This is a genomic window from Actinocorallia sp. A-T 12471 (assembly GCF_033875155.1).
Lineage (GTDB): Bacteria > Actinomycetota > Actinomycetes > Streptosporangiales > Streptosporangiaceae > Actinocorallia.
This window is the reverse complement of record NZ_JAWZTE010000019.1, coordinates 16,193-42,235: the sequence shown is the minus strand read 5'-3', so window position 1 is coordinate 42,235 and position 26,043 is coordinate 16,193. Positions and strand designations below refer to the sequence as shown.

Here is a 26,043-nt window from a genome sequence, read left to right as displayed (position 1 = left end):
GGTGGGGCGGCTCCCGCAATGTTAGGGACGGCGACCCCCGCGCGGACCTGTGCAAACACTACTGCGGGGGCTTCCCGCCTTGTACTAACCGCCCAACGCGTCGGCCGTCCCAAGGCCGTGCAGTCTTGGCGCGCGGATATCGCCGCGCCCGCTCGCGCCCCCTTGCGGCCGGACCGCACAGGACGGAGGCTTTGCACCATGCACCGACCCGCGCCACTCGTCGTCGTCATGGGCGTCTCAGGTTCCGGCAAGACCACGGTCGGGGTTCTGCTCGCCGAGGCGCTCGGCGTGCCCTTCGCCGAGGGCGACGCCTTCCACACGCCGGAGAACATCGCCAAGATGACCACCGGCGCGGCGCTGACCGACGCCGACCGCGCGCCCTGGCTCGACATCCTCGGCCACTGGCTGCGCGACCACTCGGGGCACGGCGGCGTCATGTCCTGCTCGGCGCTCAAGCGCGCTTACCGCGACCGCCTGCGCTCCTTCGCCCCGACGGCGTCCTTCCTGCACCTGCACGGGCCGAGGGAGCTGCTCGCCCTGCGCCTCCAGGACCGGACCTCGCACTTCATGCCGCCGTCGCTGCTCGACTCCCAGCTGGCCGTCCTGGAACCGCTCGGCCCCGACGAGGCGGGCGCGACCCTCACGGTCGGGCCGAGCCCGTCGGTCCTCACCCACCGCTCGCTCGTCGCGCTCGGCCTCGCCCCCGCGACGGACTGACCCGCCGACGCACGAGACCAGGGGACGAATCAGGGCGTTCCGGGCTGGCTGAAAAAATGTCGGTGGCCGCGCGTAGTGTCCTGTCAGGCATCAGCGGTGGGGAGGGGAACACGATGGGAGCTTGGGATTTCGGGCCGTTCGGCAACGACGACGCGCTCGACTTCGCGGCCGCGGTCAGCGGCGCGCCGCAGGCCGCGGCCGAGACGATCCGCGCGGCGATGGAGTCGGTCGTGCGCGGCACGGAGTATCTGGACACCGACGAGGTATCCGCGGCGCTGGTCGGCGCGTGTTTTGTGGCCGAGCGGATCGCGCCTGGCACGATCGAGAACGGCAACGGCCGCCATCACGCGGCGGGCCTCGACTTCACGCCGTCGCCGGAGCTCGTCGCTCTCGCGGTCGCCGTCTTCGACCGGGCCTTCGATGTGCGCGACAACGAGTGGGCCTGTCTGTGGGACGAGGGCGGGGCGCTGAACAAGGTCCGCGCCGAACACGCGGCGGTCGAGGCGGTGCTGCGCGCGGCGGTGCCTTGAAGGGGGACGGCGTCAGAGCCCGGCGGTCCGCAGGATCTCGGCGGTCACCGTCGCGGGGTCGCTGAACATCACCATGTGGCCCGAGATCGGCGACTCCACGAACCGCCCGCCCGGGTGGGCGGCGGCGGTCACGCGGTGGGCGGCGGTGAGCGCGGCGCGGTTGGCCCGGTCGGCCCTTGTCGCCTTGGTGCCGGAGATGACGCACACGTCGAGGTCGCCGAGCGGGGGAGGGGCGTCGCGGACCGCGCGCAGGTCGGCGAGGCCGCTCGTGCCCTCCGCGCGCAGGCCGCGCGCCGCGCGCACGGTGAAGTCCTCGGCGCGGTGGTCGGCGGCCACGTCGGCGGGCTGTGCCCTGCCGGGCGACAGCGCGCCGACCAGCCGGTAGAGGCCGAGCCGCGCGAGTGCGACGGTGACCGCGCCGCCCTTGCTGAACCTGCGTTCGGCGGCGGGCGTGAAGTACAGCGCGCAGTTCTCGTCGGTCGGGTCCACCAGCACGATGCCGCGTATCCGCTCGGGCCTTGCCGCCGCGACGGTCCGCACGACGAGGCCGCCCCAGCTGTGGCCGACCAGCACGAACCTGCCTTGTCCGACTTCGCCCGAAGGCGGAGGCTCCGCGGGGCCCGGGTCGAGCGCGTCGAGGAGCGCGGAGAGGTCGGAGGCGAGCCTGGCCAGGGTGCGCGGCTCGGGGTCGGCGTCGCTGCGGCCGAGGCCCGCCCTGTCGTAGACGACGGTCCTGGCGTGCGCGGCGACGTCCGGCACGACGAGGCCCCAGCAGGACCGCGAGAACCCCATCCCGGACTCGAACACCACGGTGACGTCGCCGGAGCCGCGTTCCATGTGGTGCAGCCGCCGTCCGCCGACGTCGGTGAACCGGCTCACGCCGAGCGTGTGCTCCTGCCGCGTCATGCGCCACCGTCCTGCCGAGCCGTGGGAGCGTTCCGCGGACCCGCCGCGCGGAGGCCACGCCACCTCCGCTTCGCCGAGCCCGCGAGAACTCAGGCAACCCTAACCTCCTGCGCGCCCCTTTCATTACATTCAACCCCTTTTTGCACACCTGTCACGGGGATGCGCGGCGTGGGTCCGCGTCGCCGGTGGCGGGATGCGGAGGGTCGGGGCTCGGTGGAGGTTTTGCGGCGGCTTGGGGCTGCGGGAGACGGGCGGATGGAAGTGGAGGGGCAGGAGGTGGAAGTGGACGAGGCTTACCGCGCCGCGGTGGGGGAGGTGGTCGCGGGGCTCGAGACGGATCTCGCGGTGGGGCTGAGCGGTGCCGAGGCCGTGCGGCGGCGAGCCGAGGAAGGCGAGAACCGGCTCTCCGCCGGGCGCGGCAAGGGGGCGCTGCGGCGGTTCGCCGAGCAGTTCAACAACGCGCTCATTTACGTGCTGCTGGCGTCGGCGGTGGTGACCGCGCTGCTCGGCGAGGTCGTCGACACCGTCGTCATCTGCGCGGTGGTGCTGGTGAACGCGTTCGTCGGGTACCTCCAGGAGGCCAAGGCGGAGAAGGCGCTCGCGGCGCTCGCGGCGATGGCCCCCGAGGAGGCCGTCGCGGTCCGGGACGGCGAACGGGTGCGGGTGCCGTCGGCGGAGCTGGTGCGCGGCGACCTCGTGGTGCTCGGGGAGGGCGACAAGGTCCCCGCCGACCTGCGGGTAGCCGAGGCGCATCGGCTGTCGGTGGACGAGTCCGCGCTCACCGGCGAGTCCGTCGCGGTCGGCAAGGACCCTGACGCGTCGGCGGGCGAAGGACTGGGCGACCGAAGGAACATGGCCTTCTCCGGGACGCTCGTCACCTCCGGGAGCGGCACCGGCGTCGTCACGGCCACGGGAGACGACACCGAGCTCGGCAAGGTGAACCGGCTCGTCGGCTCGGCCACCGCGGTGCGCACCCCGCTCACCCGCAAGATCGACGCCTTCACCAAGGCGGTCACCGTCGCGATCCTCGTGCTCGCGGTGTTCACGTTCGCCGTCGGGGTGCTGCGCGGCCAGGACGTCGCCAGGATGGTCACCACGGCCGTGGCGCTCGCGGTGGGCGCGATCCCCGAGGGGCTGCCCGCGATCGTCACGGTGACGCTGGCGTTCGGGGTGGCGCGGATGGCGGCGCGCGGCGCGATCGTGCGGCGGCTGCCGGCGGTGGAGACCCTTGGCGGCACCACCGTCGTCTGCACGGACAAGACGGGCACGCTCACCCGCAACGAGATGACCGTCGTCGCCGCGGTGGCGGGCGGAGAGTCCTACACGCTGTCGGGCGGCGGCTACGACCCGGAAGGCGAGGTCCGCGACGCCCACGACAGCCCGGTGGACGCCGCCGCGCTGCCCGCGCTCGAGGCGGTGTTCCTCGCGGGCGCGGCCTGCAACGACGCGGGGCTCGCGCGCGACGGTGACGGCGTCTGGCGGATCATCGGCGACCCGACCGAGGGCGCGCTCCTGGTGAGCGCCGCCAAGGCAGGGGTCCCTGAGCCGCCGGAGCGGACCGGCGTGATCCCGTTCTCCTCCCGCGCCCAGTACATGGCGACCCTGCACGCCGACGGGACGGTCTACGTGAAGGGCTCGGCCGAACGCGTCATGGCGCGCTGCGCCGACGCGCTCGACGCCAAGGGACAGACCGTCCCGTTGGACCGGCAGAAGGTCGAGCGGCTTGCGTCCGCGCTGGGCGGGCGCGCGTTGCGTGTCCTGGCTTTCGCCCGCGCGCTGGGGCACGAGGGACCGCTGGGGGAGGAGCCGCCGCCGCTCACGTTCCTCGGCCTCCAGGCGATGCAGGACCCGCCGCGCCCCGAGGCGGTCTCGGCGGTCGCGGCGTGCCGGACCGCCGGGATCGAGGTGAAGATGATCACCGGCGACAATCTGGCGACGGCCCGCGCGATCGGGGGCGAGATCGGCCTCGGCGGCGGCGAGGCGGTGAGCGGCGCGGCGCTCGCCGCGTGCCCGGACCATGAGCTGCCCGCCCTCGCCGCGCGGACCTCGGTGTTCGCCAGGGTCTCGCCCGAGGACAAGCTCCGCCTGGTGAACGCGCTGCGCGCCGACGCCGAGGTGGTGGCGATGACGGGCGACGGCGTCAACGACGCGCCCGCGCTGAAGCAGGCCGACATCGGGGTGGCGATGGGCGTCACCGGGACCGAGGTGGCCAAGGAGTCCGCCGACATGATCCTCACCGACGACGACTTCGCCACCGTCGAGGCAGCGGTCGAGGAGGGTCGCGGCGTCTTCGACAACATCGTCAAGTTCATGATCTGGGCGCTGCCCGCCAACCTCGGCCTCGGCCTGCTGCTCGTGGCCGCGGTGATCCTCGGCGCGGAACTGCCGATCGAGCCGTTGCAGGTGCTCTGGCTGAACATGACCGCGGTGCTCATCCTCGGCCTTCCGTTCGCGGTCGAGCCCCGCGATCCCGACGTGATGCTGCGGCCGCCGCGCCCTCCCACCGCGCCCCTCATCGAGCGGCCCTATGTGCTGCGGATCCTGCTGGTCTCGCTGATCCTGCTCGCGGGCTCCTACGGCCTGTTCCACCTGGAGCAGGCCCAGGGCGCGTCACTGCCGGTCGCGCGGACTGTCGTGGTGAACGTCTTCGCCCTGACCCTGCTGACCTATCTGTTCGCCTGCCTGTCGCTGCACAGGCCCGTCCTGTGGGGAGGTGTGCGCCGCAATCCCTGGGTGGGCGTGGGAGCCGTCGCCCTCGTGGCGATCCAGCTCGCCTACACCTACGTGCCGTTCATGAACACGGTCTTCCGCTCCGCGCCCCTGACGCCGGCGCACTGGCTGCACGCCGTCGCCGTCGCGCTGCTCGCCTACGGCGCGGTGGAACTGCTCAAACTCGCGCAACGACCACGACCGCTCACGCCCTCGGAACCGGGGGCGTGAGCGGTCCGGATTTCACGCGGGTCGGAACGAGCTGTGCGGCTCGGGCGCCGCGTGCTTGATCATGATGTGCCGGGTGACGGCGTAGTCGGCGAGCGACTCCTGGCTCATGTCCTTGCCGAACCCGCTGCCCTTGACGCCGCCGTGCGGCGCCTCCGACGCGATCGGCAGGTGGTCGTTGATCCAGGTGACGCCGACGTCGAGCCGGTGGGTGACGCGCAGGGCGCGTGACACGTCCGCGGTCCACACCGAGGAGGCGAGGCCGTAGGGGGTGTCGTTGGCCAGCGTGACGGCGTGGTCCTCGTCGTCGAACGGCAGCACGACGAGGACGGGCCCGAACACCTCGCCCTGGACGATCTCGCTGTCCTGCGCGGCTCCGACAAGGAGGGTCGGCCGGTAGTAGAACCCGGGGCCGTCCACGCGCGAGCCGCCGGTGAGCGCCTGCGCGCCCGCGGCGACCGCCCGGGAGACGAACCCGTCGACGCGGTCGCGGTGCGCGCCGGAGATGAGCGGTCCGATGTCGGTGCCGTCGGCCCACGGGTCGCCGGGCCGGACGGAGTCCATCGCGGCGCGCAGCGCGTCGACGGCGTCGCCGTACACGTCGCGGTGCACGTAGACGCGGGTCGCGGCGGTGCAGTCCTGGCCGGTGTTGTAGGTGGTGCCCATGGCGAGGCCGTGCGCCATCGCGGTGAGGTCGGCGTCGGGGAACACAAGGCCGGGGGCCTTGCCGCCGAGCTCGAGGTGCACGCGCTTGACGCCGTCGACCGCGCCCGCCATGACCGCTTTGCCCGTCGTGGTGGAGCCGGTGACGCTCACCATGTCGACGCCGGGGTCGGCGACGAGCGCCGCGCCGACCTCGGCGTCGCCCAGCACGACCTGCACGAGGTCCTCGGGCGCGCCGGCCTCGGCGATCAGCTCCGCGAGCCGCAGCGTGCTGCGCGGGGTCGCGGGCGCGGGCTTGATGACGACGGCGTTGCCCGCCGCGAGCGCGGGTCCGAGCTTCCACACCGCCATGACGAGCGGGAAGTTCCACGGCGCGATCGACGCGACGACGCCGACGGGCCGCCGCACCATCATCGAGGTGTATCCGGCGCTGAAGACGCCCGCGCCGGTCCCGTCGACGGAGCGCGCGGCCCCGGCGAAGAAGCGCAGGTTGTCGGCGGAGAACGGCAGCTCGCCGTCGGCGAAGACCGGCGCGGGCTTGCCGGTGTCGGCGACCTCGAGGCGGGTCAGCTCCTCGCCGTTCGCCTCGAGCAGGTCCGCGAGGCGCAGCAGGACGAGGGCGCGTTCGCCCGGCGTCTTGTCACGCCATGTCTCGTAGGCGGCGCGGGCCCGTCGGACGATCGCGGGGATGGCGGCGACTGGTGTGTCGGCGAGCTCGGCGAAGGACTCGCCGGTCGCCGGGTTGATCAGGGTACGCACAGGTATGTCTTTCGCTGGTCAGGAGTTGAAGCCGACGCCGAAGCGGTCGAGCAGGGCGAGCCAGGGGCCGCGTCTGCCCTCGCGTTCGTCGGCGCGGGCGATCTGCCGCCGGGTGTACTCCACGACGGGCCAGCGCAGCGGCTCCGGCGGGAACGGTATGGGCGGCCTGCGCACCATCTCCAGCCGCGTGCGCGGCGTGTCGCGTCTGGCGAGCAGGTCGAGCGCGGTGGCCGCGCCGAACCGCGACGCGCCGACGCCGAGGCCGGTGTACCCGACGGCGTAGCCGACGCGTCCGCCGAGCGCGGTCCCGAACGTCGCGGTGAACCGGCTCGTCGAGTCGATCGCGCCGCCCCACCGGTGGGTGAACTTCAGCCCTTCGAGCTGCGGGAACGTCGTGAAGAAGTGGCGTGCCAGCAGCTCGTGGGAGGAGTCGCGGGACGCGAGTTCCTCGCCGGTGCCGCCGCCCCGGTGGTAGATGGCGTCGTAGCCGCCCCACAGGATCCGGTCGTCGGAGGTGAGCCGGTAGTAGTGGAACTGGTTGCCCGCGTCGGTGAGGCCCTGCCGTTCACGCCAGCCGAGGGAGGCGAGCTGCGACGGCGTCAAAGGCTCGGTCACCAGGACGTAGTCCCACACCGGCAGTACCAGGTGGCGCAGGCGGCGCAGCGGAGCGGGATAGGCGTTGGTGGCGATGAGCGCCTGCCCCGCGAGCACCGACCCCTTGTCCGTCGTGACGGCGACGCCGGACGGCGTCCGGGTGAAGTCCAGTACGGCGGTCCGCTCGTGGACGCGTACGCCAAGACGTATGGCGAGTTCTGTGAGGGCGTCCACGAGCCTGCCCGGGTCGACCAGCCCTCCGGTGTTGCGGACGCGCAGGCCCCCGAGGTACGTGGGGGAGTCCACGTCGGCGCGCATCTCCGCGGCGTCGAGCCAGACCGCGTCGTCGCCGTAGTCGAGGTGCAGCTTCTCCAGCGCCCGGAGCTCGCCGACCTGGTGCGGGGCGACCGCGATGGTGGTCTTGCCGCTGAGGTGCAGCCCGGCGTCGAGGCCGTGCCGGTCGAGGGTCGCGGCGAACTCCGCGAGGTTCTCGCGGCCGAGCCTGATGAGCTCGGGCATCTCCTTCTCCCACAGGGACACGCCGTGCGAGAGCCCGTGGGTGAGGGAGTCGGAGATGAAGCCGCCGTTGCGGCCGCTGCCGCCGAAGCCGAGCGTCGCCGACTCGAGCAGCAGCACGTCGCAGCCGGGGTTCTCCTCCTTGGCGAGGATCGCGGCCCACAGGCCGGTGTAGCCGCCGCCGACGACCACGAGGTCGGCGGTCGCCGACCCGGTGAGCGCGGGGAACGGTCCGGGCCTGCCGGGCCTGTCGGTCCAGAAGACGGTCGGGGTGAGCGCGCTGACGGTCATGCCAGGCCCGTGCGTTCGATGAGGTCGGCGGCCAGGGCGAGTCCGTCGCGTTCGCGGATGCGCGCGCCCTCGGCGGCCAGCCTCTCGCGCAGCGCGGCGTCGCCGAGCAGCCGGTCGATCGCGCCGGAGAGTTCGGCGTCGGTGAACTTGTAGGTGTCGAGCCGGACGCCGAGGCCGAGCTCGTGGACGCGCTGGGCGTTGTCGTACTGGTCCCAGAACAGCGGGAGCAGGACCATCGGCTTGCCGAAGTGCAGGCTCTCGGTCGTCGTGTTGTTGCCGCCGTGGGTGATGACGAGGTCGACCAGCGGGATGACCTTCGTCTGCGGGACGAACTCCGCGCCCCACATGTTGGCGGGAAGGTCGATCTCGGCGTGCAGCGGGCCCTTGGAGACGATGTAGCGGTGCGGTGTCCGGCCGAGGACGGAGATGACCCGCCGCATCAGGTCGACGTCGGCGCTGCCGAGGGAGCCGAGGGAGAAGTAGATGAGGGAGCCTTCGCCGTCCTTGAGGCCGTCGGGCAGCTCGAAGGGCTCGTCGGTGCCGCGCACCGAGGAGTCGAGCCGGTGCCAGGTCGGGCCGAGCTCACGCGGGTAGTCGGCGATCTCGGGGTAGACGTACAGGTTCAGCGCGCCCTCGTGGATGAACTCGAGGTCGGGCAGCGGCTCCGCGCCCTGCTCGATCACCCACGCGTTGTAGGACTCCCAGATCTCGCGGTGGGTGCGGTCGTACTCGGCGCGGAAGGCGGCCCACTCGGACGTGTCGTCCTGGGGGAGGCCGGAGAAGACCGGCGGGATGCCCGCGTCGGGGACCTCGAGCGGGTTGCACGAGACGATCCGGACGAACGGGACGCCCGCCGTCTCCAGCGCGGGGAACGTGATGACGTTGTCCTCGATGATGACGTCCGGCTTGACCCGCGCGATGATCTCCTTGAGCTGCGGCTCGCAGTACTTCGCGCCGGCGATCAGCTCCTCCCAGATCGGCCGGACCGAGGTGTCGAGCTGCTCGAAGGTGCTCTTGCGGAACTCCGGCGCGGAGTCGCGGATGAAGTCCTTCCAGAACTGCCCGGCGTCGAGCTCCACCTCCTCCTCGGGCGGCGGCGCGAGGTCCACGAGGTCCTCCTCGAAGCCGAGCGGGGCGAGCTTGCCCGCCCAGGACGCCTCGGCGGCGAAGACGACGCGGTGGCCACGGGCGCGCAGGACCGCGCCTATGCCCACGCAGTTGTTGGTGGGCCCGTAGGCGCTCTCCGGCATGAACAGGACCGTCAGCTTCTGCTCGGTCCCGGTGTTCTCGGCCATGCGGACTCCCTGGAGACGGAGGTGCGGGGGAGGGGTTCTTTCTGAAGGTTGATTCAAATAGCATCAGGGGCAGTCCGTCAACACCTGGGACGACCGAGAATGAGGACCATGGTCACGCGTAAGAGGAAGACCGAGCGACGGCTTGACCTCATCGAGGCCGCCCGGCGGGCGATGGTGCAGTACGGCACCGACGCGGTCCATCTCAGCCAGGTGGCCGAGGAGGCGGGCCTGACGTCGGGCGCCGTGCTCTATCACTACCCGGAACTGAGCGATCTGCTGCTCGAGGCGCACCACGCGGGCATGGAGCGCTTCTACGACCAGCGCATGAAGAAGATCGCGGGCATCGCCGACCCCGCCGAGAAACTCGTGGTCACGGTGCGCTCGGGCCTGCCGTCCGGCCCCGACGACGCCGACGTGCGGCTGCTGTGCGAGCTCGGCGGCTCGGCGGGCCGCAACCGGGTCTACGCGACGCTGCTGACCACGCTGTTCGACCGCCAGGTGACGATGTACCAGCTGATCCTGGAGACCGGCGCGGCCCAGGGCGTGTTCACCCTGAGCGGCGACTCCCAGACGATCTCGCGCAACCTCGTCGCCCTCGAGGACGCCTACGGCTACCGGATCGTCGCGCGCCACCCCATGATCGGCACCGATGAGGCGACCGAGCTGATCCTCGACTACGCGCGCCAGGCGACCGGGCACCCGCTGCCGGGAGCGCTCGCCAAGCCGCCCGTGCGACGGACCCGTCAGCGCGCGCCGAAGGCCGATCCCGCGCCTAGCTGATCCACCCGTTTTTGAAGCAAGATTCAATTAACGTCGATTTAACGATGGAGCCCTCCCCGGGACCTGGGGAGGGCTCCATCGTTACCGCTGCACGCGACGTCGGCCGCGCGTCAGTTCCACCAGGCGGCGGCGATCAGCTCCGCGACGAGGGTCTCGGTCAGCAGCGCCACGTCAGGGTCGGCGTCGCCGGGGTAACGCACCGACGCCCGCGCGCCCTCGACCTCGCCGCCCACGGCGAGCACCGTCGAGTTCCGCTGGGTGACCCACTCCATCGCCTGGGCGTCGTACCGGGAGCCGGGGAAGAGCAGCGCGCGGTAGTCGCGGGTCTTGGTGAGGTAGACGTCGACGTGCGCCCAGTCGCCCGTCTCGCACGCGTCGGCGACCCTGCGCGGCCCCTCGCGGACCATCAGCGCCGACTGCTCGGCCGACGACAGCCGCTCGGCGGGCGCGATCGCGTACAGGCCGTCCGGGCCGTCAAGCAGCTCGAGGGCCGCGTCGAGCCAGCGCCGCTCAAGGAGGTCGGCCGAGGCGTCGGCGGCCCTCAGCAGCAGCTCAGGGACGTTCAGGGGCCGTCCCGTCAGGTGCTCCTCGAGCGCGAGGAGCAGACCGAGGGTGTGCTGGAACGACCGGCACGCCACCCCGCCCTTCTCCGGCCCGGCCAGCATCGGGACGACGAGGCGCGCGCCCTCGGTGACCGGCGAGCCCTCGACGTTCGTCAGCGCGACGTGCCCCTCGTGTTCGGCGAGCGCGTCAAGGACCTCGCGGCTCCCGCCCGTCGCGGAGATCGCCACGACGACGGTGCCGGGCCCGGGACGGTACGGGAGCGCCGACGCGTACTCGGCGACCGCGTCGATCCCCGCCCTGCGCAGCCGCAACGCGGCGACCCCTGCGGCGTACCGGGAGCTCCCCATGCCGAGGAACACCACACGCCGTACGTCGCCGAGCCCTGCGAACGGGTTCTCCGCGCGCAGGGACGCGGCGAGGTCCGCGAGCGCCGAGGGCTTGGCCGCAAGGTCGGCGCGGAACAGATCGGGGTACATCACTCTCCTTCGGGAAACCAGGAACGCAGCACGCCCAGCGGGGCGTACCGCCAGCGCGGCAGGAACCGCGCCGCGTACACGAGCTCACGGCACTCCTGCTCGACGGAGAACGGCGCGACGAGCCGCTCGTCGAAGAGCCGGGACTGTCCGAGGGCCGCAAGACGCCCGGTGTAGGCGGCGCGGAAGGCCGCGACGTTGTCGCGCACCCAGGCCGAGGCGTCGTGGCCGCGCCGGTAGGACGCGACCTGTCCCACGTGCTCAAGGCTCAGCAGGAACTGGGCGACGTCACGTGCGGCGGGATGCCCCGCCCCTCCGTCGGCCGCCACGACGGGGTTGCCGTCGAAGTCGATCACCGCGTGCCCATCGCGCCAGCGCAGGACCTGCCCCACGTGGAGGTCCCCGTGGATGCCCATGAGGACCGTCTCCGACGGTTCCCTCAACGGCTCCAACGCCTCGCGCAGCGGACCCGTCCAGGACTCCGACCAGTCTTCCCCGGTCAGGCCCCGCGCCTCCTCCAGGGCCTCAAGCGCGCGCGCATGCAGCCCCGAAGGCGCCCCCGTGGTGACGGGTTCGGGAGCCGACGCCGTGGGCGTCGCCAAAGCCGCGTGCAGATCAGCGATCAGCTCTCCGAGCAGTTCCCCGACGGCCTCTCCCGCGACGGCCGCGTCCACACACCAGTCCCACCCGTCTTCGGCGTCCGGCAGGTAGTCCATGACCAGCGCCAGCAGCGCCCCGGAGGGGTCGAAGACCGCCGTGTAGGGCCGCGCCGTCCTGGTGAACCCCGCCTCGGCGAGGTGCCGCAGCACCGCGAGCCCCGGCTGGGGCGGCGGCGCGGGCGGCGTGAACCACTTGACGACGAGGCGCTCACCGACGACCACCGACCGGTTGGTCTGGTCGACGGTGATCGCCCGCTCGGCAAGGCCCTCGGGAGGGTCGGGAAGGGGCGGCAGCGGGCCGAAGTCGGCGGTGCCGAAGGGCCCGTCGAGCCCGAGCCGTTTCATCAGTTCTACTGAATCCAACTTCAAACCCGTAACAAGAATTAAACGTCATCTGCGGTCTTTGAGTCTTGTCCATGTTGAGTTCAGATGCAAGACTCGCCCCCCATCCGATGACCCCCGAACCGGAAGGTGGTACGGCCATGCTGCGCCTGTCGGCCGTCACGATCACCGCTGCCCTCGCCCTGTTCTCAGCCGCCGCGTGCGGCGGCGGCTCCGCCGACGGGCCCGCCGCGCCCGACGCCCTCGACGCGAACGCCGACCTCAGCAAGCAGACGCTGACGCTGTCGAACTGGGCCGGGTACATGCCCGAGGACCTGCCCGCGAAGTTCAAGGACAAGACCGGCGCCGAGGTCACCGTGACCGAGCACGCCACGAACGAGGAGATCATCGCCAAGCTCACCGCGGGCGGTGACAGCGGCGTCGACGTCGCCTTCGTCTCCGGCCAGTTCGCCCAGGCCCTCGCCGAACAGGGCCTGCTCGAGCCGATCCACGCCGATCTCGTCCCGAACCTGAAGAACCTGTACCCGGAGGCGACGAAGCTCGCCTACGACCCGGGCAACAAGATCTCCGTGCCCTACACCTGGGGCACCACGGGCCTGTGCTACCGCAAGGACCTGACCGGCTACGAGCCCGACAGCTGGAACGACCTGCTCCAGCCCAAGCCCGAGCTGAAGAAGAAGATCACCATGCTGGGCACCGAGCGGTGGATGCTGCTCCCGGCCCAGAAGTCGCTCGGCTTCTCCGCCAACACCCAGGACGAGGGCGAGCTGGCCAAGGCCAAGGAACTGCTCGTCAAGGCCAAGCCGAACCTCCTGGCCTTCGACGACACCACGTTCGGCGACCGGCTCAAGTCCGGTGAGGCCGCGCTCGTCGAGGCGTGGGACGGCTGGTGCCCGACCACCGAGAAGAACATCGCCTTCACCGTGCCCAAGGAGGGCAGCGACCTCTGGGTCGACACGATGGTGATCCTCAAGTCCTCCAAGAACAAGGAGGCCGCGCACGCCCTGATCGACTACATCCTCGACCCCGAGGTGCACGCCTGGGCCGCGCAGAACATCATGTACAAGGTCCCCAACAAGGCCGCGATGGAGTCCCTTGACGCCAAGCTCGTCGCCGACTACCCGCACCTGGAGATGAGCCCGGCCGACCTGCTCAAGCAGGAGAGCCTCGTGGACCTGGGCGAGGCCGCCCCCGTCTACACCAGGATCGTCACCGAGGTCACCGCGCGGTGAGGTCGCTCCGCCGTGTCCGTCCCAGGGCCGAGCCGCTCGTGCTGCTCGGCCCCGGGCTGGCCTACCTGCTCGTGTTCATGGTCGTCCCGCTCGGCCTGATCCTCAGCTACACGATCTTCCAGCGCGGGCGGTTCGGCGGGATCGTGTACGAGGCCACCGCCGAGAACTTCACCCGCGTCGCCGACCCGCTCTACGTCGACGTCCTCGTCCACTCGGTCCAGGTCGCCGCGCTCACCACGGTCGCGGCACTGCTGCTCGGCTACCCGACGGCGTACGTGATCGCGAAGCTGCCGCCCAAGTGGAAGACGCTCGCGCTCATCGCCGTCGTCCTGCCGTTCTGGACGAACTTCCTGATCCGCACCTACGCGTGGATCGTGCTGCTGAACTCGCAGGGCGTGGTGAACTCCGCGCTCGGCGACCTCGGCCTGATCGACAAGCCGCTCGAGCTGCTCTACACCGACGGCGCGGTGATCACCGGCCTGCTGTACGCCTACCTGCCGCTGATGATCCTGCCGCTGTACTCGGCGATCGAGCGGCTCGACCCGCAGCTCGGCGAGGCGTCGGCCAACCTCGGCGCGGGACCCGTCCGCACGTTCGTGTCGGTGACGCTCCCGCTGACGCTGCCGGGCGTCCTCACCGGCTGCGTGTTCGTGTTCGTGCCGAGCCTCGGCAACTTCGTCGTGCCCGAACTGCTCGGCGGAGGCCAGTCGGCGATGGTCGGCACCCTGATCCGCGACCAGTTCCTCAAGGCGCGCGACTGGCCGTTCGGCTCGGTGCTCGTCCTGTGCGTCGTCGCGGTCCTCGTCGTGCTGCTGATGGCGCAGGCGTGGGCGTCGCGCCGCTACTCGGGGGAGGGCGACCGTGCGTAGTCGCTTGGCGTTCGCGCCGTTCTGGCTGACCTACCTGTTCCTGTACGCGCCCATCGCGGTGCTCGTCGTCATGTCGTTCAACGCCGCCGACACGCCCTACACGTGGGGCGGTTTCACCACGTCCTGGTACGGCGAGCTGGCGCGCGACGAGAAGATCCGCGAAGGGCTCGTCAACACCCTGATCGTCGCGGCCGGCTCGACGGTGCTCGCGACGGTCCTCGGCACTCTGCTCGCCGTCGGGATCGCCAGGCACACCCGCTCCAAGGCGCTCGGCGCGCTGGCGACGCTGCCCGCGATCCTGCCCGACCTCGTCCTCGCGATCGGCCTTCTCGCGTTCTACTCGGCGGTCAAGGCGACGCTCGGCCTGCACTCGATCCTCGCCGCGCACACCGTCTTCGGGATGGCGTTCGTCGCGACGGTCGTGCGGACCAGGCTCAGCCACGCCGACACCTCGCTCGAGGAGGCGTCCCGCGACCTCGGCGCGGGCGCTTTCACCACGTTCGTCCGCGTCACCCTGCCCGGCCTGATGCCCGGCATCGTCGCGGGCGCGCTGCTCGCCTTCACCCTGTCGATCGACGAGTTCGTCATCGCGTTCTTCACCGCGGGTCCCAAGGACCCGACCCTGCCGATCGTCATCTACTCGATGGTCCGCTTCGGCGTCACCCCCGAGATCAACGCGCTCGCGACGGTCCTGCTCGTGGTGAGCTTCACCGCGGTCGTCGCCGTCCAGCGCGTCACCCGCCTGACCGACGCCCTGCGATGAAACCCGCCTCTCCCCGCGCTAAGGAGCCCCCGATGACCCTCGTCAGCGTCCGCGGCGTGACCCGCCGGTTCGGCGACGTCACCGCGCTCGACGGCGTCAGCCTCGACATCGCCCAGGGCGAGTTCTTCGCGCTGCTCGGCCCGTCCGGCTGCGGCAAGACCACGCTGCTGCGCATCCTCGCCGGATTTGAGCGGCCCGACTCCGGCGAGGTGCTGCTCGACGGCGCCGACCTGCTCGCGCTGCCGCCGCACCGCCGTCCGGTGAACCTGATGTTCCAGAGCTACGCGCTGTTCCCGCACATGAGCGTGGAGAAGAACATCGCCTATGGGCTTGAGCGGGAGAAGCTGCCCAAGGCCGAGATACGCGAGCGTGTAGCCGACGTCCTGGAGACCATCGGCCTCAGCGGCGCGGCCAAGCGCCGCCCTGACCAGCTGTCGGGAGGGCAGAGGCAGCGGGTCGCCTTGGCCCGCGCGATCGTGAAGCGCCCTCGCCTGCTCCTCCTCGACGAGCCGCTCTCCGCGCTCGACAAGAAGGTGAGGGCGGAGATGCAGATCGAGCTGAAGAGGCTGCAGAACGAGGTCGGCATCACCTTCGTGGTCGTCACGCACGACCAGGAGGAGGCGATGTCGCTCGCCGACAGGATCGCCGTCCTGAACGACGGCGGCGTCGAGCAGATCGACGCGCCCGTCGACCTGTACGAGCGGCCGAGGACCCGGTTCACCGCCGACTTCGTCGGGGCGAACAACCTGTTCCACGGCACCCTCACCGACGGCGGCGTCGCGGTGCCCGGCGTCGGCGTGCTGCCGTGCGAGGTCCCGAAGGACGCGCCCACGGGCGGGCCCGCCGACCTGGCGATCCGCCCGGAACACCTCGTCCTCGGCGATTCCGGGACGCTCTCGGGCACCGTCGTGGACAGCAGCTTCTTCGGCGGACGGTCGCGGGTGGCGGTCGCGGTCGAGGGCCTTGAGCGTCCGGTCGAGGTGTCGGCGGCGGGCGCGGCCCCCGTCACGCAGGGCGCGGAGGTCAGACTCGGCTGGGAGCCCGGCAAGGCCGTCCTGGTCGGCTGAGCGGCCGACGGACGCGCGGGCCGGGCTCTCCGGCGCGTCAGTCCTTGCCCGGCTCCTGCGGAGCCGTCTGCTGCCGTGCGACGGCCGCCGCGGCGTCGCCGTCGTAGTGGCGGCGTCCGGTGAAGGTGATGGCGGTGCCGATCACCAGCGGGATGAGCAGGACCCCGAACGCGCCGCGCAGCGACCCGGTGAGGTCGGAGGCCGCGCCGACCAGGAGCGGCCCCGTCGAGCCGCTGAGGGTGACCAGGAACTGCAGGACGGCGAAGCCGAGGCCGCGCCGGTCGGTCGGGACGACGTCGGCGTTGGCGGCGGTCAGGTTGGGGATCGCGATGCTGAACCCGATGTTCGACACGCAGTAGAAGACGGTCTGCACGATGAGGAAGTCGGACAGCAGGACGGTCCCGGCGAGCCCGATGGTGCCGATGGCGACGCCGATCGCGCCGAAGTGCACCCGCCAGCCGCTCGACCTGCCGTGCAGCCGGTCGCCGTAGCGCGCGCCGAGCAGGGTGCCGATGATCATGCCGAGCAGGCCGACGCCGCCGGAGATGCCCGCGGCCGCGCCTTCGGCAAGGCCGTGGGTGCGCTCGTAGTAGCTCGGCATCCAGTAGTAGAGGCCGCCGAGGCCGAAGAACAGCACGGACAGGCCGAGCACGACCGAACGCAGCGTCTTGATCTGCAGGAGGCCGCGCAGCTGGTCGAGCAGCGGCTCCTGCGGCCCCTTGGGGGCCTCCTCGGGCTCTGGCTCGGACTTGACGGTCCTGGCCGCCTCGATCCGGTCGCCGAGCCCACGGACCGGCTCGCGGACGGTCAGGCAGGCGAGGGCGATGAGGACGCCGGGGATGGCGACGACGAAGAACATGGCACGCCAGCCGATGGTCTGCGAAAGCAGACCGCCCGCCATGATGCCCAGAGGCAGACCGGAGAAGTAGGCGAACCGCTCGAGCCCGTAAGCCCGGGCGCGGCTACGGCCCGGGTAGTAGTCGGCGAGAAGGCTGGATCCGGAGGGGTTGTAGAGCAGGCCCGCTCCTCCGAGCAGTACCCGGACCGCGAACAGCATCGCGTAGGAGTGGACCAGTCCCGAGCCGACCGTGAGCAGCGACCAGATCGCGACGACCAGCGCGACCGTCCAGTTGCGGCGGCCGCGGTCGGCGAGCCGTCCCGCGGGGATGAGGAGCACCACGCCCGCCACGGCGGCGGCGGTGGCGATCGCGCCTCCCGCGGTGTCGGAGAAGCCGAACTCCTCCTGGATCTTGGGCAGTGCCCCGGCCATGAGGTTGGCCTCGACCCGGTCGATGAGCGCGACGAGCGCGATGACTATGGCGGGCCACCAGCCGAACGGAGCCGTGCGGTCGGGGTCGACGGCGACGGGCGGCCGGCCCGGATAGGCCGTGATCTCGACGGTTCGGGTTCCGGGCTGGGGAGGGTCGCTGACGGCGCTCATGCACATCCCGTTCTACAGAAGGAAACGATGTTTCCCTAGGGAGCATCGGGCATGGGCCGTCACGGGGGCAAGCACGAGTATGTAAATCCCCGGAAAATCACCACACGGCAGCCGAACATGTCGGGAAGTCCCGTGATCCACGGGCGAAAGTCCCGGCACGGGACACCGGGAAACATGAGACACCGGGAACATGAGACACCGGGAAACAGGACGGCGGGCCCTCAGAAGGGCGGCACGTCTCTCGCCGAGGCGTCGGCGAGGCCCGGATCGGGCTCTCGCACGCCCGGCACAGCGGGCGGCGACGTCGAAGGGCGCTCTTGGCGCACAGCGAGCGCGCTGGGCTCAGTCGCGAGCCGGGTCGGACGGCGGGGCAGCCCACGTCGGCCGCCATCGGACCCGACGGTCAGCGCGACATGGAGATGGTCAGCTCGACATGGAGACGGTCAGCGCGACATGGAGCGGTGGCGGGGAGGCGCGGTGTGACCACCGCGCGGCCCCGGTCGCTCCCGGTCGCCGCGCGCGCGAAAATCGCGCACGGGCAGCCGCCGACGGCCTGACCCGTTGAACTTCCGGGATCGCGGCCGTCTGCGCGGCGTATGGAGAAATGTCGAAGGCCGCCCGGAGTCCGGGCGGCCCGTTGTCAGTCCTCGACCCAGCCGTGCTTCTTGGCGACGGTGAGGATGCTTTCGCGCAGCTTGACGATCTGCGCGCCCGTGAGCTCGGGGACCGAGCTGAGGAACAGCTCGGTCAGCTCACGGTTCAGCTCTCCCGGCGTCAACACGTCGCACAGGCTGTCGTCGTCGCTGGACCAGTCACGATCTGGCAAGTCGAACGGCCCCTCGATGTCGTGCGCATACGATCCGTTGCCCTTCGGCCGGTCGAGGAGCCGGACGGAGAAGGCTTTCGGCCCACGCTCCCCGTCCATGACCTCGAATTCCACCGGCGTACCGGCCTTGAACGTGCCCTTGTCGGCGTTCAGCTCGTTGGCGTGGACAAAAACGTCAGCGCCGCCCCCATCAGGGGCGATGAAGCCATAACCACGCACATCGTCGAAACGCAGGATTCTTCCCGACAGCGCCACAGAAACTCCCCGAGCACCAACCCACTTGAGACGCCCCGCCGCCAACCTCCCGCGATGGCCAAATCCCCCACCCCGTGGCGAACCTGTGTGGTCGCCCTTGAGATGATCCCGGGTGATGTGCCCGGAAGATCCTCTCGGCCGTGGTCGTCGGTCGTGATCGCGGCACGCGCCTACCTTGACCTTTTGACGATACCCGCTCCGCGGAGCGCATCGGACACCCGCCGCCCGGCGTGTCCCCTCCGGAGCCCGACGATCAAGCGGCGGGATCAGGCGGCGGGGGCGAGTTCGGCGGCGAGATAGTCGCGCCACTCGCGCACGAGGGGGTGGCCCCGGTGCGGCGTCAGGGACCTGGTGAAGGAGCGCAGGAGGCTCAGCGAGCGGTGTGAGGACAGGCCGTTGGCCATGGGCACGGCGGGCCGTGCCACCGACAGCGCCTCGTCCAGCGCGCCCTGGCCGTGCAGCGCCTGGGCGTGGTGGACCACGTTGAACTGGGCGGAGCGCGGGTAGGCGGCCCCGAATCCGGCGAGCGCCGTGCGCGCGCAGTCCGCCGCGCGTACGTGCTCGCCGATCAGCCGCCAGGCGCATCCGGCCTCGGCGGCGATCTCGGCGTGGCCGAGGTTGCTGATCCAGTGCGGCTCGGGGTCGCCGGGCGCGGCCCCGGCGAAGGTCCTGTCCACCTCGCCGAGCAGCCGCTCGACCCTGCGTACCGCGTGCCTGTCCGGGGTGTCGCACAGGGCGGCGCGTACTGCCGTCGCACGCGCCTCGCGAAGGGCGAGCGCCGCACGCACGCGCGGGGGAGCGCCCGCAGCGCGGCCCGCCTCGCGCGCGGCCCGCGCGAGCCTGATCGCCCAGACGGGCTGGGCGAGGTCGATCGCCTGCTGCGCCATGACGGTCAGCACCCAGGCGGCGGTCATGGCGTCGCCCGCCGCCTTGGCGAGGCCCAGGGCGTGCCCGTACAGGCGCTGGGCGAGCCCGTCGTGCCGCAGGTCGTACGCCTCCCACCCGGCGAGGCCCGTCATGGTCGCCGCCGCCGACATCAGCGACGCGCCCACGGCGTCGTCGTAGGTGCCCGCCAGAAGCGGGGTGACCTTGGCGTGCAGGAAGTCCACGACAGCCGGACGCACCATGCCGCCCCCGTACCTGCGGTCCATGGCGGCGAACGCGCGCGTCGCCTCCTCGATCCGCGCGATGTCCGACGGGCCGACGCGCACCCGCCGTCCGGCGCGGGCGAGGGGGCCAGGCCCGGGGTCGAGGGTCCAGTGCAGCAGCCACTCGGGCCACGCTGAGGCGTCCACGGCGAGGTCGGCGAGGTCGGCGCGCCGGGTGAGGTCGGCGTCGGCCCTCCACAGCGAGACGGCGTCGGCGACGGTCGCGCCCGGGGACGCGGGCGCGGGGTCGGCAGTAGGCTCCCCGGACGCCTGCGCGCCCACCCACCTGGCGACCTCCTCGGGCCCGGCGTTGAAGACCTCCGCGAGCCGCGCCCGGTGCGCGGGACGCACGTCCTGTACCCCGCGCTCCCAGCGCGACCAGGTGGAGACCGATACCCGGACGGCTTCTGCGGCCTCCTCCTGCCCCCAGCCGAACCGCTCCCTGGCGGCCTTCAGAGCCCGCCTGGGGCTCGGTCCCTGCTTGGCGTCCACACCCGCCCCGCCGTATGTCGCTTCTTGAGATTTCCGGTTCTGATTCTGATGCCGTCCCGCACGGGTACCCGGCGCTTTGCCGAAAAACGCCGGGTAAACGCCCAGTGCCGCGCGAACGCCCGTCCGAACGCTCTTCACATCCGCCTGACGCGGCGGTGGGCTAGGGCGCGATCTTCGGAACGGAGGTGGACCGCTCTTGGCGTGGTGGAACCGGCGCGCGAAGCCTGTCCCCGAGGCGGCGTCGCCCGGCGCGGCCCCCTGGCCGCCCGAGGTGGCGGGGGCGCTCGCGCTCCGGCTGCTCGGCGTCGTGGAGGAGCAGCGCGAGACGCTCGACACCCTCCAGCGCGACGAGGACGACCCCAAGGTCCTCGAGCGGCTCTACCGGCTCGACCACGGCAACGCGCGCGCCCGCAGGCTCGTGCGCGGCCTCCAGGTGCTGAGCGGCTCCTCCGACGGCTACGGCGGCCCCGCAGCGACGCTCCAGGACGTCCTGGCGATGGCGACGGGGATGGTCGGCCAGTACCAGCGCGTCACCACCGACGAGACGGGAGATCTCGCCGCTTACGTCGCGCCGCCGCACCTCGCGGAGGACCTCGCCCTGCTGCTCGCCGAACTGCTCGACAACGGAACCCGCTACGGCGGGGCCGTCACGACAGGCGTCTACCGGCTGGAAGACGGGTCGTTCGCGGTCTACGTACGCGACACCGGTACCGGCTGTCCGCCTGAGTGGATGGCACGGGTCAACTCCTGGCTCGCGGGAACGGTCCAGCCCGTCATCGCCGAGAACGGCAGGCACGGCGGGCTGACCATCGTCCACCACCTCGCGCGGCGGCACGGCGTCCAGGTCAACGTGTCCGTAGCGCCGCCCGGACAGGACGCCCCGGGGACCGTCGTCACGGTGTTCGTCCCCGCCCACCTCCTCCAGCCCGCGCCCACGGCCCCGATACCGGCCGCCATGACGCCGCCTCCCGGCGAGCCCGTCACGCCGCCCGACGCGTTCGCCGGGGCCGCCGACCTCCCGCGCCGGACACCGGGGGCCGCCTACACGGGCGCGGAAGACCCCGGGCGGCCCGCCGAGTCCACGCCCCCGTACGAGCCGTTCACGCAAGGAGCCACCTTGGCCGACCTGGCCGCCGCCTTCTCCACCGACCCCCGGGAGCGCCCACAGTGACAGGACCGTCCCCTCTGCCCGGACAAGCAGGCGCCGACCTGAGCTTCATGATCGACGACTTCGCCCGGGTGCCGGGCGTGCGTCACGTGGTGCTGCTGTCCATGGACGGCCTGGCGATGCTGTGGTCGGCCGGGCTCGAGCGCGACACGGCCGAACGCCTCGCCGCGCTCACCTGCACCGCGCTCGGCACCGGCAGGGCGCTGGCCAAGGAGGTCGGCGAACGCGACGGGCGCGGCGGCCAGCTCATCTGCCAGTTCCCCTCCGGCGGCCACTTCGTGGTCGGCGCGGTGGGGCTCACCGCGGGCATCGGCGTCGCGGTGGAGCCCGGCGCGTCGCTGCCCGGGGTCGTGGGAGAGCTTCAGCGGCTGATCGGCGCGGTGGGCGCGCGGCTCGCTCCGTCGCCGCTGATGGCCGGGGGCGGGATCGCGTGAGCCCGCCCCCGCGTCACCCTTGGGTCCGCCCCTACGTCCTGTCCGGCGGCAGGACGGGCACGCAGTGGCGGATGCTCATGCACACCCTCGTCAGCGCCGCCAACCGGCTCCCGGCGGCCGCCGCCGGCCCGCAGCCGGAGGCGCGCGCGCTGTACCAGCGGGTCTGTGCAGGCCCTCAGACGGTCGCTGAGCTGTCGGCGGCGTGCGGGGTGCCCCTCGGCCTCACCCGGGTCCTGCTCGGCGATCTCGCGGGCCGTGGCCTCGTCGCCGTCCACGCCGACCTCGACCCGTTCGACCCGCTCATCCTGGAAAGGCTGCTCGATGGCCTCCGCGCGCTTTGACGCCCCCGCCTCGGCGAAGATCGTGGTGGCGGGCGGCTTCGGCGTCGGCAAGACCACGTTCGTGGGCGCGGTCAGCGAGATCGACCCGGTGAACACCGACGCGTGGATGACCGCCGAGGCGCGCGGAGTGGACCCCGGCAGGCCGGGCAAGGTGCGCACGACGGTCGCGATGGACTTCGGCCGCCTGTCGCTGTCGACCGGCCTCGTCCTGTACCTGTTCGGCACGCCGGGCCAGCCGCGTTTCTGGCACATGTGGGACGACGTGGCGCGCGGCGCGAGCGCGGCCGTCGTCCTTGTCGACACCCGCGACCTCGAGTCGTCCTTCGCGGCGGTCGACTACTTCGAACGCGACCGCGCGCTGCCGTTCGTCGTCGTGGTGAACCTCTTCGACGGCGTCGCGACGCACCCGATGGACAAGGTCAGGGAGGCGCTCCAGATCTCCCCGGACGTGCCGCTGATGGCCGCCGACGTGCGGGTGCGCGGCCAGACCGTCGGCGCGCTGGTCAAGGCGGTACAGCACACGCTGCACACGACCCGTACACGCCCGAGGTAACCCTCGTTCCCCTACGGAGACCCCATTGCGCAAGATCCTCATCGTCGGAGCGGGCCAGGCAGGGCTCCAGCTCGCCCTGACGCTGGTAGACCACGGCGGCTACGACGTCACCCTCATGACGGCGCAGACGCCCGAGGAGATCCGGAACGGCCGGGTCCTCTCGACGCAGTGCATGTTCTTCCCCGCCCTCCAGATCGAGCGGGACGCCGGCCTGAACGACTGGGAGGACAAGACGCCCTGGCTCGAGGGCCAGCGCGTCACCCTCGCGGCTCCCGGCGGCCAGAAGGTGCTCGACTTCTACGGCGTCTGGGACGCCCCAGCCCAGTCCGTCGACCAGCGGGTGAAGATGGCGGGCTGGCTTGAGCGGCTCGAGCGTTCGGGCGGCAAGGTGGTGCTGCACCCTGTCGCGACGAGCGAGCTCGAATCCCTGGCGGCGATGTACGACCTCGTCGTCATCGCCGCGGGCAGGGGCCCGCTCGTCGAGCTGTTCGAGCGCGACGAAGCGCGCTCGCCTTACGACCATCCGCGCCGCAGCCTGGCGGCGGTGTACCTGCACGGCGTGGAGCCGTGGCCGTCGCGTCCGGTGCCGCAGGTCCGCATCAACGCGGTGCCCGGGGTGGGCGAGATGTACCTGATGCCCGCCTACACCAACACCGGGCCGTGCGACGCCGTCCTGATCGAGGCGGTGCCGGGCAGCCCCCTCGACGCGTTCACCGACCGCCGCATCACCCCCGACGAGCACCTGACGCGCCTGCGCGCGTTGCTCGCGGAGTGGATGCCGTGGGAGCACGAGCTGTTCACCAAGGCGGTCCCGACCGACGCGAGGTCGACCCTCTACGGCTCGTACACGCCCTCGGTACGGCGTCCCGTCGGGAGGGTCGGGTCCCAGAAGGTGCTCGGCATGGCCGACGTCGTCGTCCTCAACGACCCGGCCGCCGGGCAGGGCGCGAACAACGCCGCGCACTGCGCCCGCGTCTACCGCGACGCGATCGTCGCGCGCGGCGACCTGCCCTTCGACGAGCAGTGGATGCACGAGACCTTCGAGCGGTACTGGGACTACGCGCAGTGGTCCACCGCGCTGACCAACGCGCTCATCTCCGACGGGCTGCCCGAGCACGTCCAGCGGATCCTCGGCGCGGCCACCCAGGACGACGACGTCGCGCGGCGGTTCGCGCGCGGCTACTCGGTGCCGCCGAGCCTCGCCGAGTGGTTCTTCGACCCGCACGCCGCCGACGCCTACCTGGCGTCCCGCAGCGCCGCGCAGAGCGTCTGAGCGTCCGGAGGGGAGGGGCGGGCGGCAGGGCGCTCCGGCCCTCCCCTCCGGCTTTCTCAGGGCCGCGAATGTGTGCTGGACCACATCGCCGCCCCGAACCTAGACTCATGCCGGACCGCGGACTGAACCGAATTCGGATTCATCCTGAGGAGCCCCCGCATTGAAGATCGTCGACCACGGCACCTGGCCGCTCACCCCTGCCGACGAGTCCCTGCACACCCCCGGCGCAGAACTCCTGTGGAACGAGTCCTACTACTACGACTTCGCCGCCCCCGACGGCTCTTACGGGGGCTACGTACGGCTCGGCCTCTACCCGAACTGGGACCGCGCCTGGTACTGGGCCTGCCTCGTCGGCCCCGACCGCGAACCCCTCATCCTCACCGACAACTTCGCGCCCTTGCCGACCGAGGGGACCGAGCTCAAGACCGACCGCTACCGGGCGACGCAGACGCTCTCCGCGGACTTCGCCAAGGCGCACCTCGTCCTCGACGGCGTCACGGACTCAGGCACACCGCTGGCGTTCGACCTCGAGTGGACGACGGCGGGCGGCGCCTACCCCTACAAGGACCTGCCGCGCTACGAGGTCCCCTGCCGGGTGACGGGCACCGTGACGGCGGGGGAGGAGGTCATCGCCGTGGAGGCGTTCGGCGAGCGCGACCACTCCTGGGGTGAGCGCGACTGGTGGAACGTCAGCTGGCTGTGGACGTCCGGACGCCTCGATGACGGCACGTTCTTCCACGGCATGCAGGCCAACATAGGCATCCCGCTGCCTTGGCCCTGCTTCGAGGTGCCGCCCTCGGGCAACCTGTACCACCTCGACGGCTTCAGCGCCGAGACGAAATTCGGAGACGACGACCTTCCCGCCTCCTCCCGGCTGCGCGTACCCGGAGCCCCGCTCACCGCGGTCCCTCTGGCGTTCGCCTCCGTGGACGTCACCTCGCCCACAGGGCAGGAGGCGCACTTCCCGCGCGCCCTGTGCCGCTTCACGGCCGACGACGGACGCGTCGGCCACGGCTGGACCGAGTGGCACCAGCCCCCCGGCTGGAAGGACCACGGCTGGACGTTCCTCGGGGAGTCCGAGTGACCCCGCCCGCGGCCACCGCCGCCGACCTCACGCCCGACTACCTCACGCGGGCGCTCGGCCTCGAAGGCCGCGCCGTCGTCTCGGTCGGGGCCGCGCCGATCGGCACGGGCCAGGTCTCCCAGACGCTGCGGCTCACCCTCGCCTACGACCGCCCGGGCGGCGGTCCGCGAACGCTCATCGCGAAGATCCCGTCACCGGATCCGGCGAGCCGCTCGGCGGCCAAGCTGATCCGCACCTATGAGGTCGAGGCGGGCTTCTACAGCACGCTCGCGCCGCGCCTTCCCGCCGCGAGCGTCCCGGCCTGCCACTTCGCCGCCCACGACCCAGAGACCGACGACTACACCGTCCTGCTCGAGGACTTCGCCTCCGCCAGGCCGGGCGACCAGCTGTCCGGCCTGACGACGGCGGAGGCGGCCTCGGCCGTCAAGGAGATGGCCGTCCTGCACGCCGCCGTCTGGGAGGACCCCTTCCTCGAGGGGCTCACGTGGCTGAACCGCGACGACGCCGACTCCCGCTCCTTCACCGCCGCCCTCGTCACCTCCATGTACGAGGGCTTCCGCGAGCGGTACGCCGACCGCATACCCGCCGACGGCCTCGCCCTCATCGAGGAGTTCCTGCCCTCCCTGGAGAAGTACCTCGCCCCCTACGACGCACCGAGCTCCCTCGTCCACGGCGACTTCAGGGCCGACAACCTGCTGTTCGGCCCTCCCCGCCCGGCGATCCTCGACTGGCAGACGTGCTCACGCGGCGCGGCCGTAGCCGACCTCGCGTACTTCCTGTCCTCCAGCCTGCCCACCCCCGTGCGCAGAGCTGAGGAGGAGTCCCTGGTCCGGCTCTACCACGCGACCCTTGCCGCCGAGGGCGTCGACTACCCCTGGGAGGCGTGCTGGACCGCCTACCGACGGCATGCCTTCACCGGCGTCGTCATGGCGATAGGCGCGTCGATGCTCGTGGAGCGCACCGCGCGCGGCGACGACATGTTCTGCACGATGACCGCACGCCACGCCGCACACGCGGCTGACCTCGACGCCCTGTCCCTGCTGCCCTGATCCCGCACGCCCGACCCCTGCG

The 26,043-nt window shown here is 71.8% G+C and carries 24 protein-coding genes; 15 read left to right on the top strand and 9 right to left on the bottom strand.

The window, feature by feature from the left end:
* Positions 1-198: 198 nt before the first annotated feature.
* Together R9X44_RS33750 and R9X44_RS33745 are read left to right on the top strand one after the other, a co-directional pair.
* A complete protein-coding gene (locus tag R9X44_RS33750) occupies positions 199-717 on the top strand; it encodes a gluconokinase (RefSeq protein ID WP_319818439.1) in 519 nt (172 codons plus the stop codon).
* A 113-nt stretch (positions 718-830) separates the two neighbouring features.
* Positions 831-1,247 carry a DUF4259 domain-containing protein gene (locus R9X44_RS33745; RefSeq protein WP_319818438.1) on the top strand — a complete coding sequence of 139 codons (417 nt, stop codon included), beginning with the start codon at positions 831-833 and terminating at the stop codon, positions 1,245-1,247.
* A gap of 12 nt (positions 1,248-1,259) precedes the next feature.
* Here the strand turns inward: R9X44_RS33745 and R9X44_RS33740 are convergent, their stop codons facing one another.
* Positions 1,260-2,153 (bottom strand): alpha/beta hydrolase, encoded by an 894-nt coding sequence (locus R9X44_RS33740; protein WP_319818437.1) that lies wholly within the window; start codon positions 2,151-2,153, stop codon positions 1,260-1,262.
* A 255-nt stretch (positions 2,154-2,408) separates the two neighbouring features.
* Here R9X44_RS33740 and R9X44_RS33735 point away from each other — a divergent pair, with 255 nt between their 5' ends.
* Entirely contained in the window at positions 2,409-5,093 is a 2,685-nt protein-coding gene (locus R9X44_RS33735) for an HAD-IC family P-type ATPase (RefSeq protein WP_319818436.1), read from the top strand.
* A gap of 12 nt (positions 5,094-5,105) precedes the next feature.
* On the opposite strand, the gene R9X44_RS33730 is transcribed toward R9X44_RS33735, so the two are convergent.
* Genes R9X44_RS33730 through R9X44_RS33720 form a run of 3 tightly spaced genes read right to left on the bottom strand, consistent with a single transcriptional unit; the run spans position 5,106 to position 9,208 of the window.
* Positions 5,106-6,512 (bottom strand): aminobutyraldehyde dehydrogenase, encoded by a 1,407-nt coding sequence (locus tag R9X44_RS33730; protein WP_319818435.1) that lies wholly within the window; start codon positions 6,510-6,512, stop codon positions 5,106-5,108.
* An 18-nt stretch (positions 6,513-6,530) separates the two neighbouring features.
* The gene (locus R9X44_RS33725; RefSeq protein WP_319818434.1) at positions 6,531-7,913 is read right to left on the bottom strand and encodes an FAD-dependent oxidoreductase; all 1,383 of its coding nucleotides are present in this window, start codon (positions 7,911-7,913) and stop codon (positions 6,531-6,533) included.
* Positions 7,910-9,208, bottom strand: a complete 1,299-nt coding sequence (locus tag R9X44_RS33720; protein ID WP_319818433.1) for a glycosyltransferase — start codon at positions 9,206-9,208, stop codon at positions 7,910-7,912. Before R9X44_RS33720 ends, R9X44_RS33725 begins: the two co-directional genes overlap by 4 nt.
* A gap of 108 nt (positions 9,209-9,316) precedes the next feature.
* Between R9X44_RS33720 and R9X44_RS33715 the strand changes: the two genes are divergently transcribed.
* Positions 9,317-9,988 (top strand): helix-turn-helix domain-containing protein, encoded by a 672-nt coding sequence (locus tag R9X44_RS33715; RefSeq protein ID WP_319818432.1) that lies wholly within the window; start codon positions 9,317-9,319, stop codon positions 9,986-9,988.
* Between the two features lie 110 nt (positions 9,989-10,098).
* Here the strand turns inward: R9X44_RS33715 and R9X44_RS33710 are convergent, their stop codons facing one another.
* The gene (locus tag R9X44_RS33710; RefSeq protein ID WP_319818431.1) at positions 10,099-11,028 is read right to left on the bottom strand and encodes an SIS domain-containing protein; all 930 of its coding nucleotides are present in this window, start codon (positions 11,026-11,028) and stop codon (positions 10,099-10,101) included.
* Positions 11,028-12,029: a hypothetical protein gene (locus R9X44_RS33705; protein WP_319818430.1), complete on the bottom strand. Its 1,002-nt coding sequence runs from the start codon at positions 12,027-12,029 to the stop codon at positions 11,028-11,030. The genes R9X44_RS33710 and R9X44_RS33705 overlap by 1 nt, the downstream gene beginning before the upstream one ends.
* Before the next feature lie 137 nt (positions 12,030-12,166).
* Here R9X44_RS33705 and R9X44_RS33700 point away from each other — a divergent pair, with 137 nt between their 5' ends.
* The 4 genes from R9X44_RS33700 to R9X44_RS33685 are packed head-to-tail and all read left to right on the top strand — an operon-like array spanning position 12,167 to position 15,957.
* Entirely contained in the window at positions 12,167-13,258 is a 1,092-nt protein-coding gene (locus R9X44_RS33700) for a spermidine/putrescine ABC transporter substrate-binding protein (RefSeq protein WP_319818429.1), read from the top strand.
* Positions 13,255-14,127 carry an ABC transporter permease gene (locus R9X44_RS33695; protein WP_319818428.1) on the top strand — a complete coding sequence of 291 codons (873 nt, stop codon included), beginning with the start codon at positions 13,255-13,257 and terminating at the stop codon, positions 14,125-14,127. The genes R9X44_RS33700 and R9X44_RS33695 overlap by 4 nt, the downstream gene beginning before the upstream one ends.
* A complete protein-coding gene (locus R9X44_RS33690) occupies positions 14,120-14,890 on the top strand; it encodes an ABC transporter permease (protein WP_319818427.1) in 771 nt (256 codons plus the stop codon). Before R9X44_RS33695 ends, R9X44_RS33690 begins: the two co-directional genes overlap by 8 nt.
* Positions 14,891-14,922: 32 nt before the next feature.
* Positions 14,923-15,957, top strand: coding sequence for an ABC transporter ATP-binding protein (locus R9X44_RS33685; RefSeq protein ID WP_319818426.1), 1,035 nt, complete (start codon positions 14,923-14,925; stop codon positions 15,955-15,957).
* A gap of 37 nt (positions 15,958-15,994) precedes the next feature.
* Here R9X44_RS33685 and R9X44_RS33680 read toward each other — a convergent pair whose 3' ends face one another.
* From R9X44_RS33680 to R9X44_RS33670, 3 genes are all read right to left on the bottom strand, one after another.
* Positions 15,995-17,398 carry an MFS transporter gene (locus R9X44_RS33680; RefSeq protein WP_319818425.1) on the bottom strand — a complete coding sequence of 468 codons (1,404 nt, stop codon included), beginning with the start codon at positions 17,396-17,398 and terminating at the stop codon, positions 15,995-15,997.
* 640 nt (positions 17,399-18,038) lie between these two features.
* Positions 18,039-18,479, bottom strand: a complete 441-nt coding sequence (locus tag R9X44_RS33675; protein WP_319818424.1) for a cold shock domain-containing protein — start codon at positions 18,477-18,479, stop codon at positions 18,039-18,041.
* 266 nt (positions 18,480-18,745) lie between these two features.
* Positions 18,746-20,119, bottom strand: coding sequence for a helix-turn-helix transcriptional regulator (locus R9X44_RS33670; RefSeq protein WP_319818423.1), 1,374 nt, complete (start codon positions 20,117-20,119; stop codon positions 18,746-18,748).
* A 196-nt stretch (positions 20,120-20,315) separates the two neighbouring features.
* Here R9X44_RS33670 and R9X44_RS33665 point away from each other — a divergent pair, with 196 nt between their 5' ends.
* The 7 genes from R9X44_RS33665 to R9X44_RS33635 all read left to right on the top strand — a co-directional run bounded on the left by R9X44_RS33665 (position 20,316) and on the right by R9X44_RS33635 (position 26,021).
* A complete protein-coding gene (locus tag R9X44_RS33665) occupies positions 20,316-21,290 on the top strand; it encodes an ATP-binding protein (protein WP_319818422.1) in 975 nt (324 codons plus the stop codon).
* A gap of 47 nt (positions 21,291-21,337) precedes the next feature.
* Positions 21,338-21,721 (top strand): roadblock/LC7 domain-containing protein, encoded by a 384-nt coding sequence (locus tag R9X44_RS33660; protein WP_319818421.1) that lies wholly within the window; start codon positions 21,338-21,340, stop codon positions 21,719-21,721.
* Positions 21,718-22,062, top strand: a complete 345-nt coding sequence (locus R9X44_RS33655) for a DUF742 domain-containing protein (RefSeq protein WP_319818420.1) — start codon at positions 21,718-21,720, stop codon at positions 22,060-22,062. Before R9X44_RS33660 ends, R9X44_RS33655 begins: the two co-directional genes overlap by 4 nt.
* Positions 22,043-22,615, top strand: a complete 573-nt coding sequence (locus R9X44_RS33650; RefSeq protein ID WP_319818419.1) for a GTP-binding protein — start codon at positions 22,043-22,045, stop codon at positions 22,613-22,615. The genes R9X44_RS33655 and R9X44_RS33650 overlap by 20 nt, the downstream gene beginning before the upstream one ends.
* A gap of 25 nt (positions 22,616-22,640) precedes the next feature.
* Complete coding sequence (locus R9X44_RS33645) at positions 22,641-23,888, top strand: styrene monooxygenase/indole monooxygenase family protein (RefSeq protein WP_319818418.1); 1,248 nt, start codon at positions 22,641-22,643, stop codon at positions 23,886-23,888.
* Between the two features lie 160 nt (positions 23,889-24,048).
* On the top strand, positions 24,049-24,972 hold the full coding sequence (locus tag R9X44_RS33640; protein WP_319818417.1) for a hypothetical protein: 924 nt from the start codon (positions 24,049-24,051) through the stop codon (positions 24,970-24,972).
* On the top strand, positions 24,969-26,021 hold the full coding sequence (locus R9X44_RS33635; protein WP_319818416.1) for a phosphotransferase: 1,053 nt from the start codon (positions 24,969-24,971) through the stop codon (positions 26,019-26,021). The genes R9X44_RS33640 and R9X44_RS33635 overlap by 4 nt, the downstream gene beginning before the upstream one ends.
* Positions 26,022-26,043 lie beyond the last annotated feature (22 nt).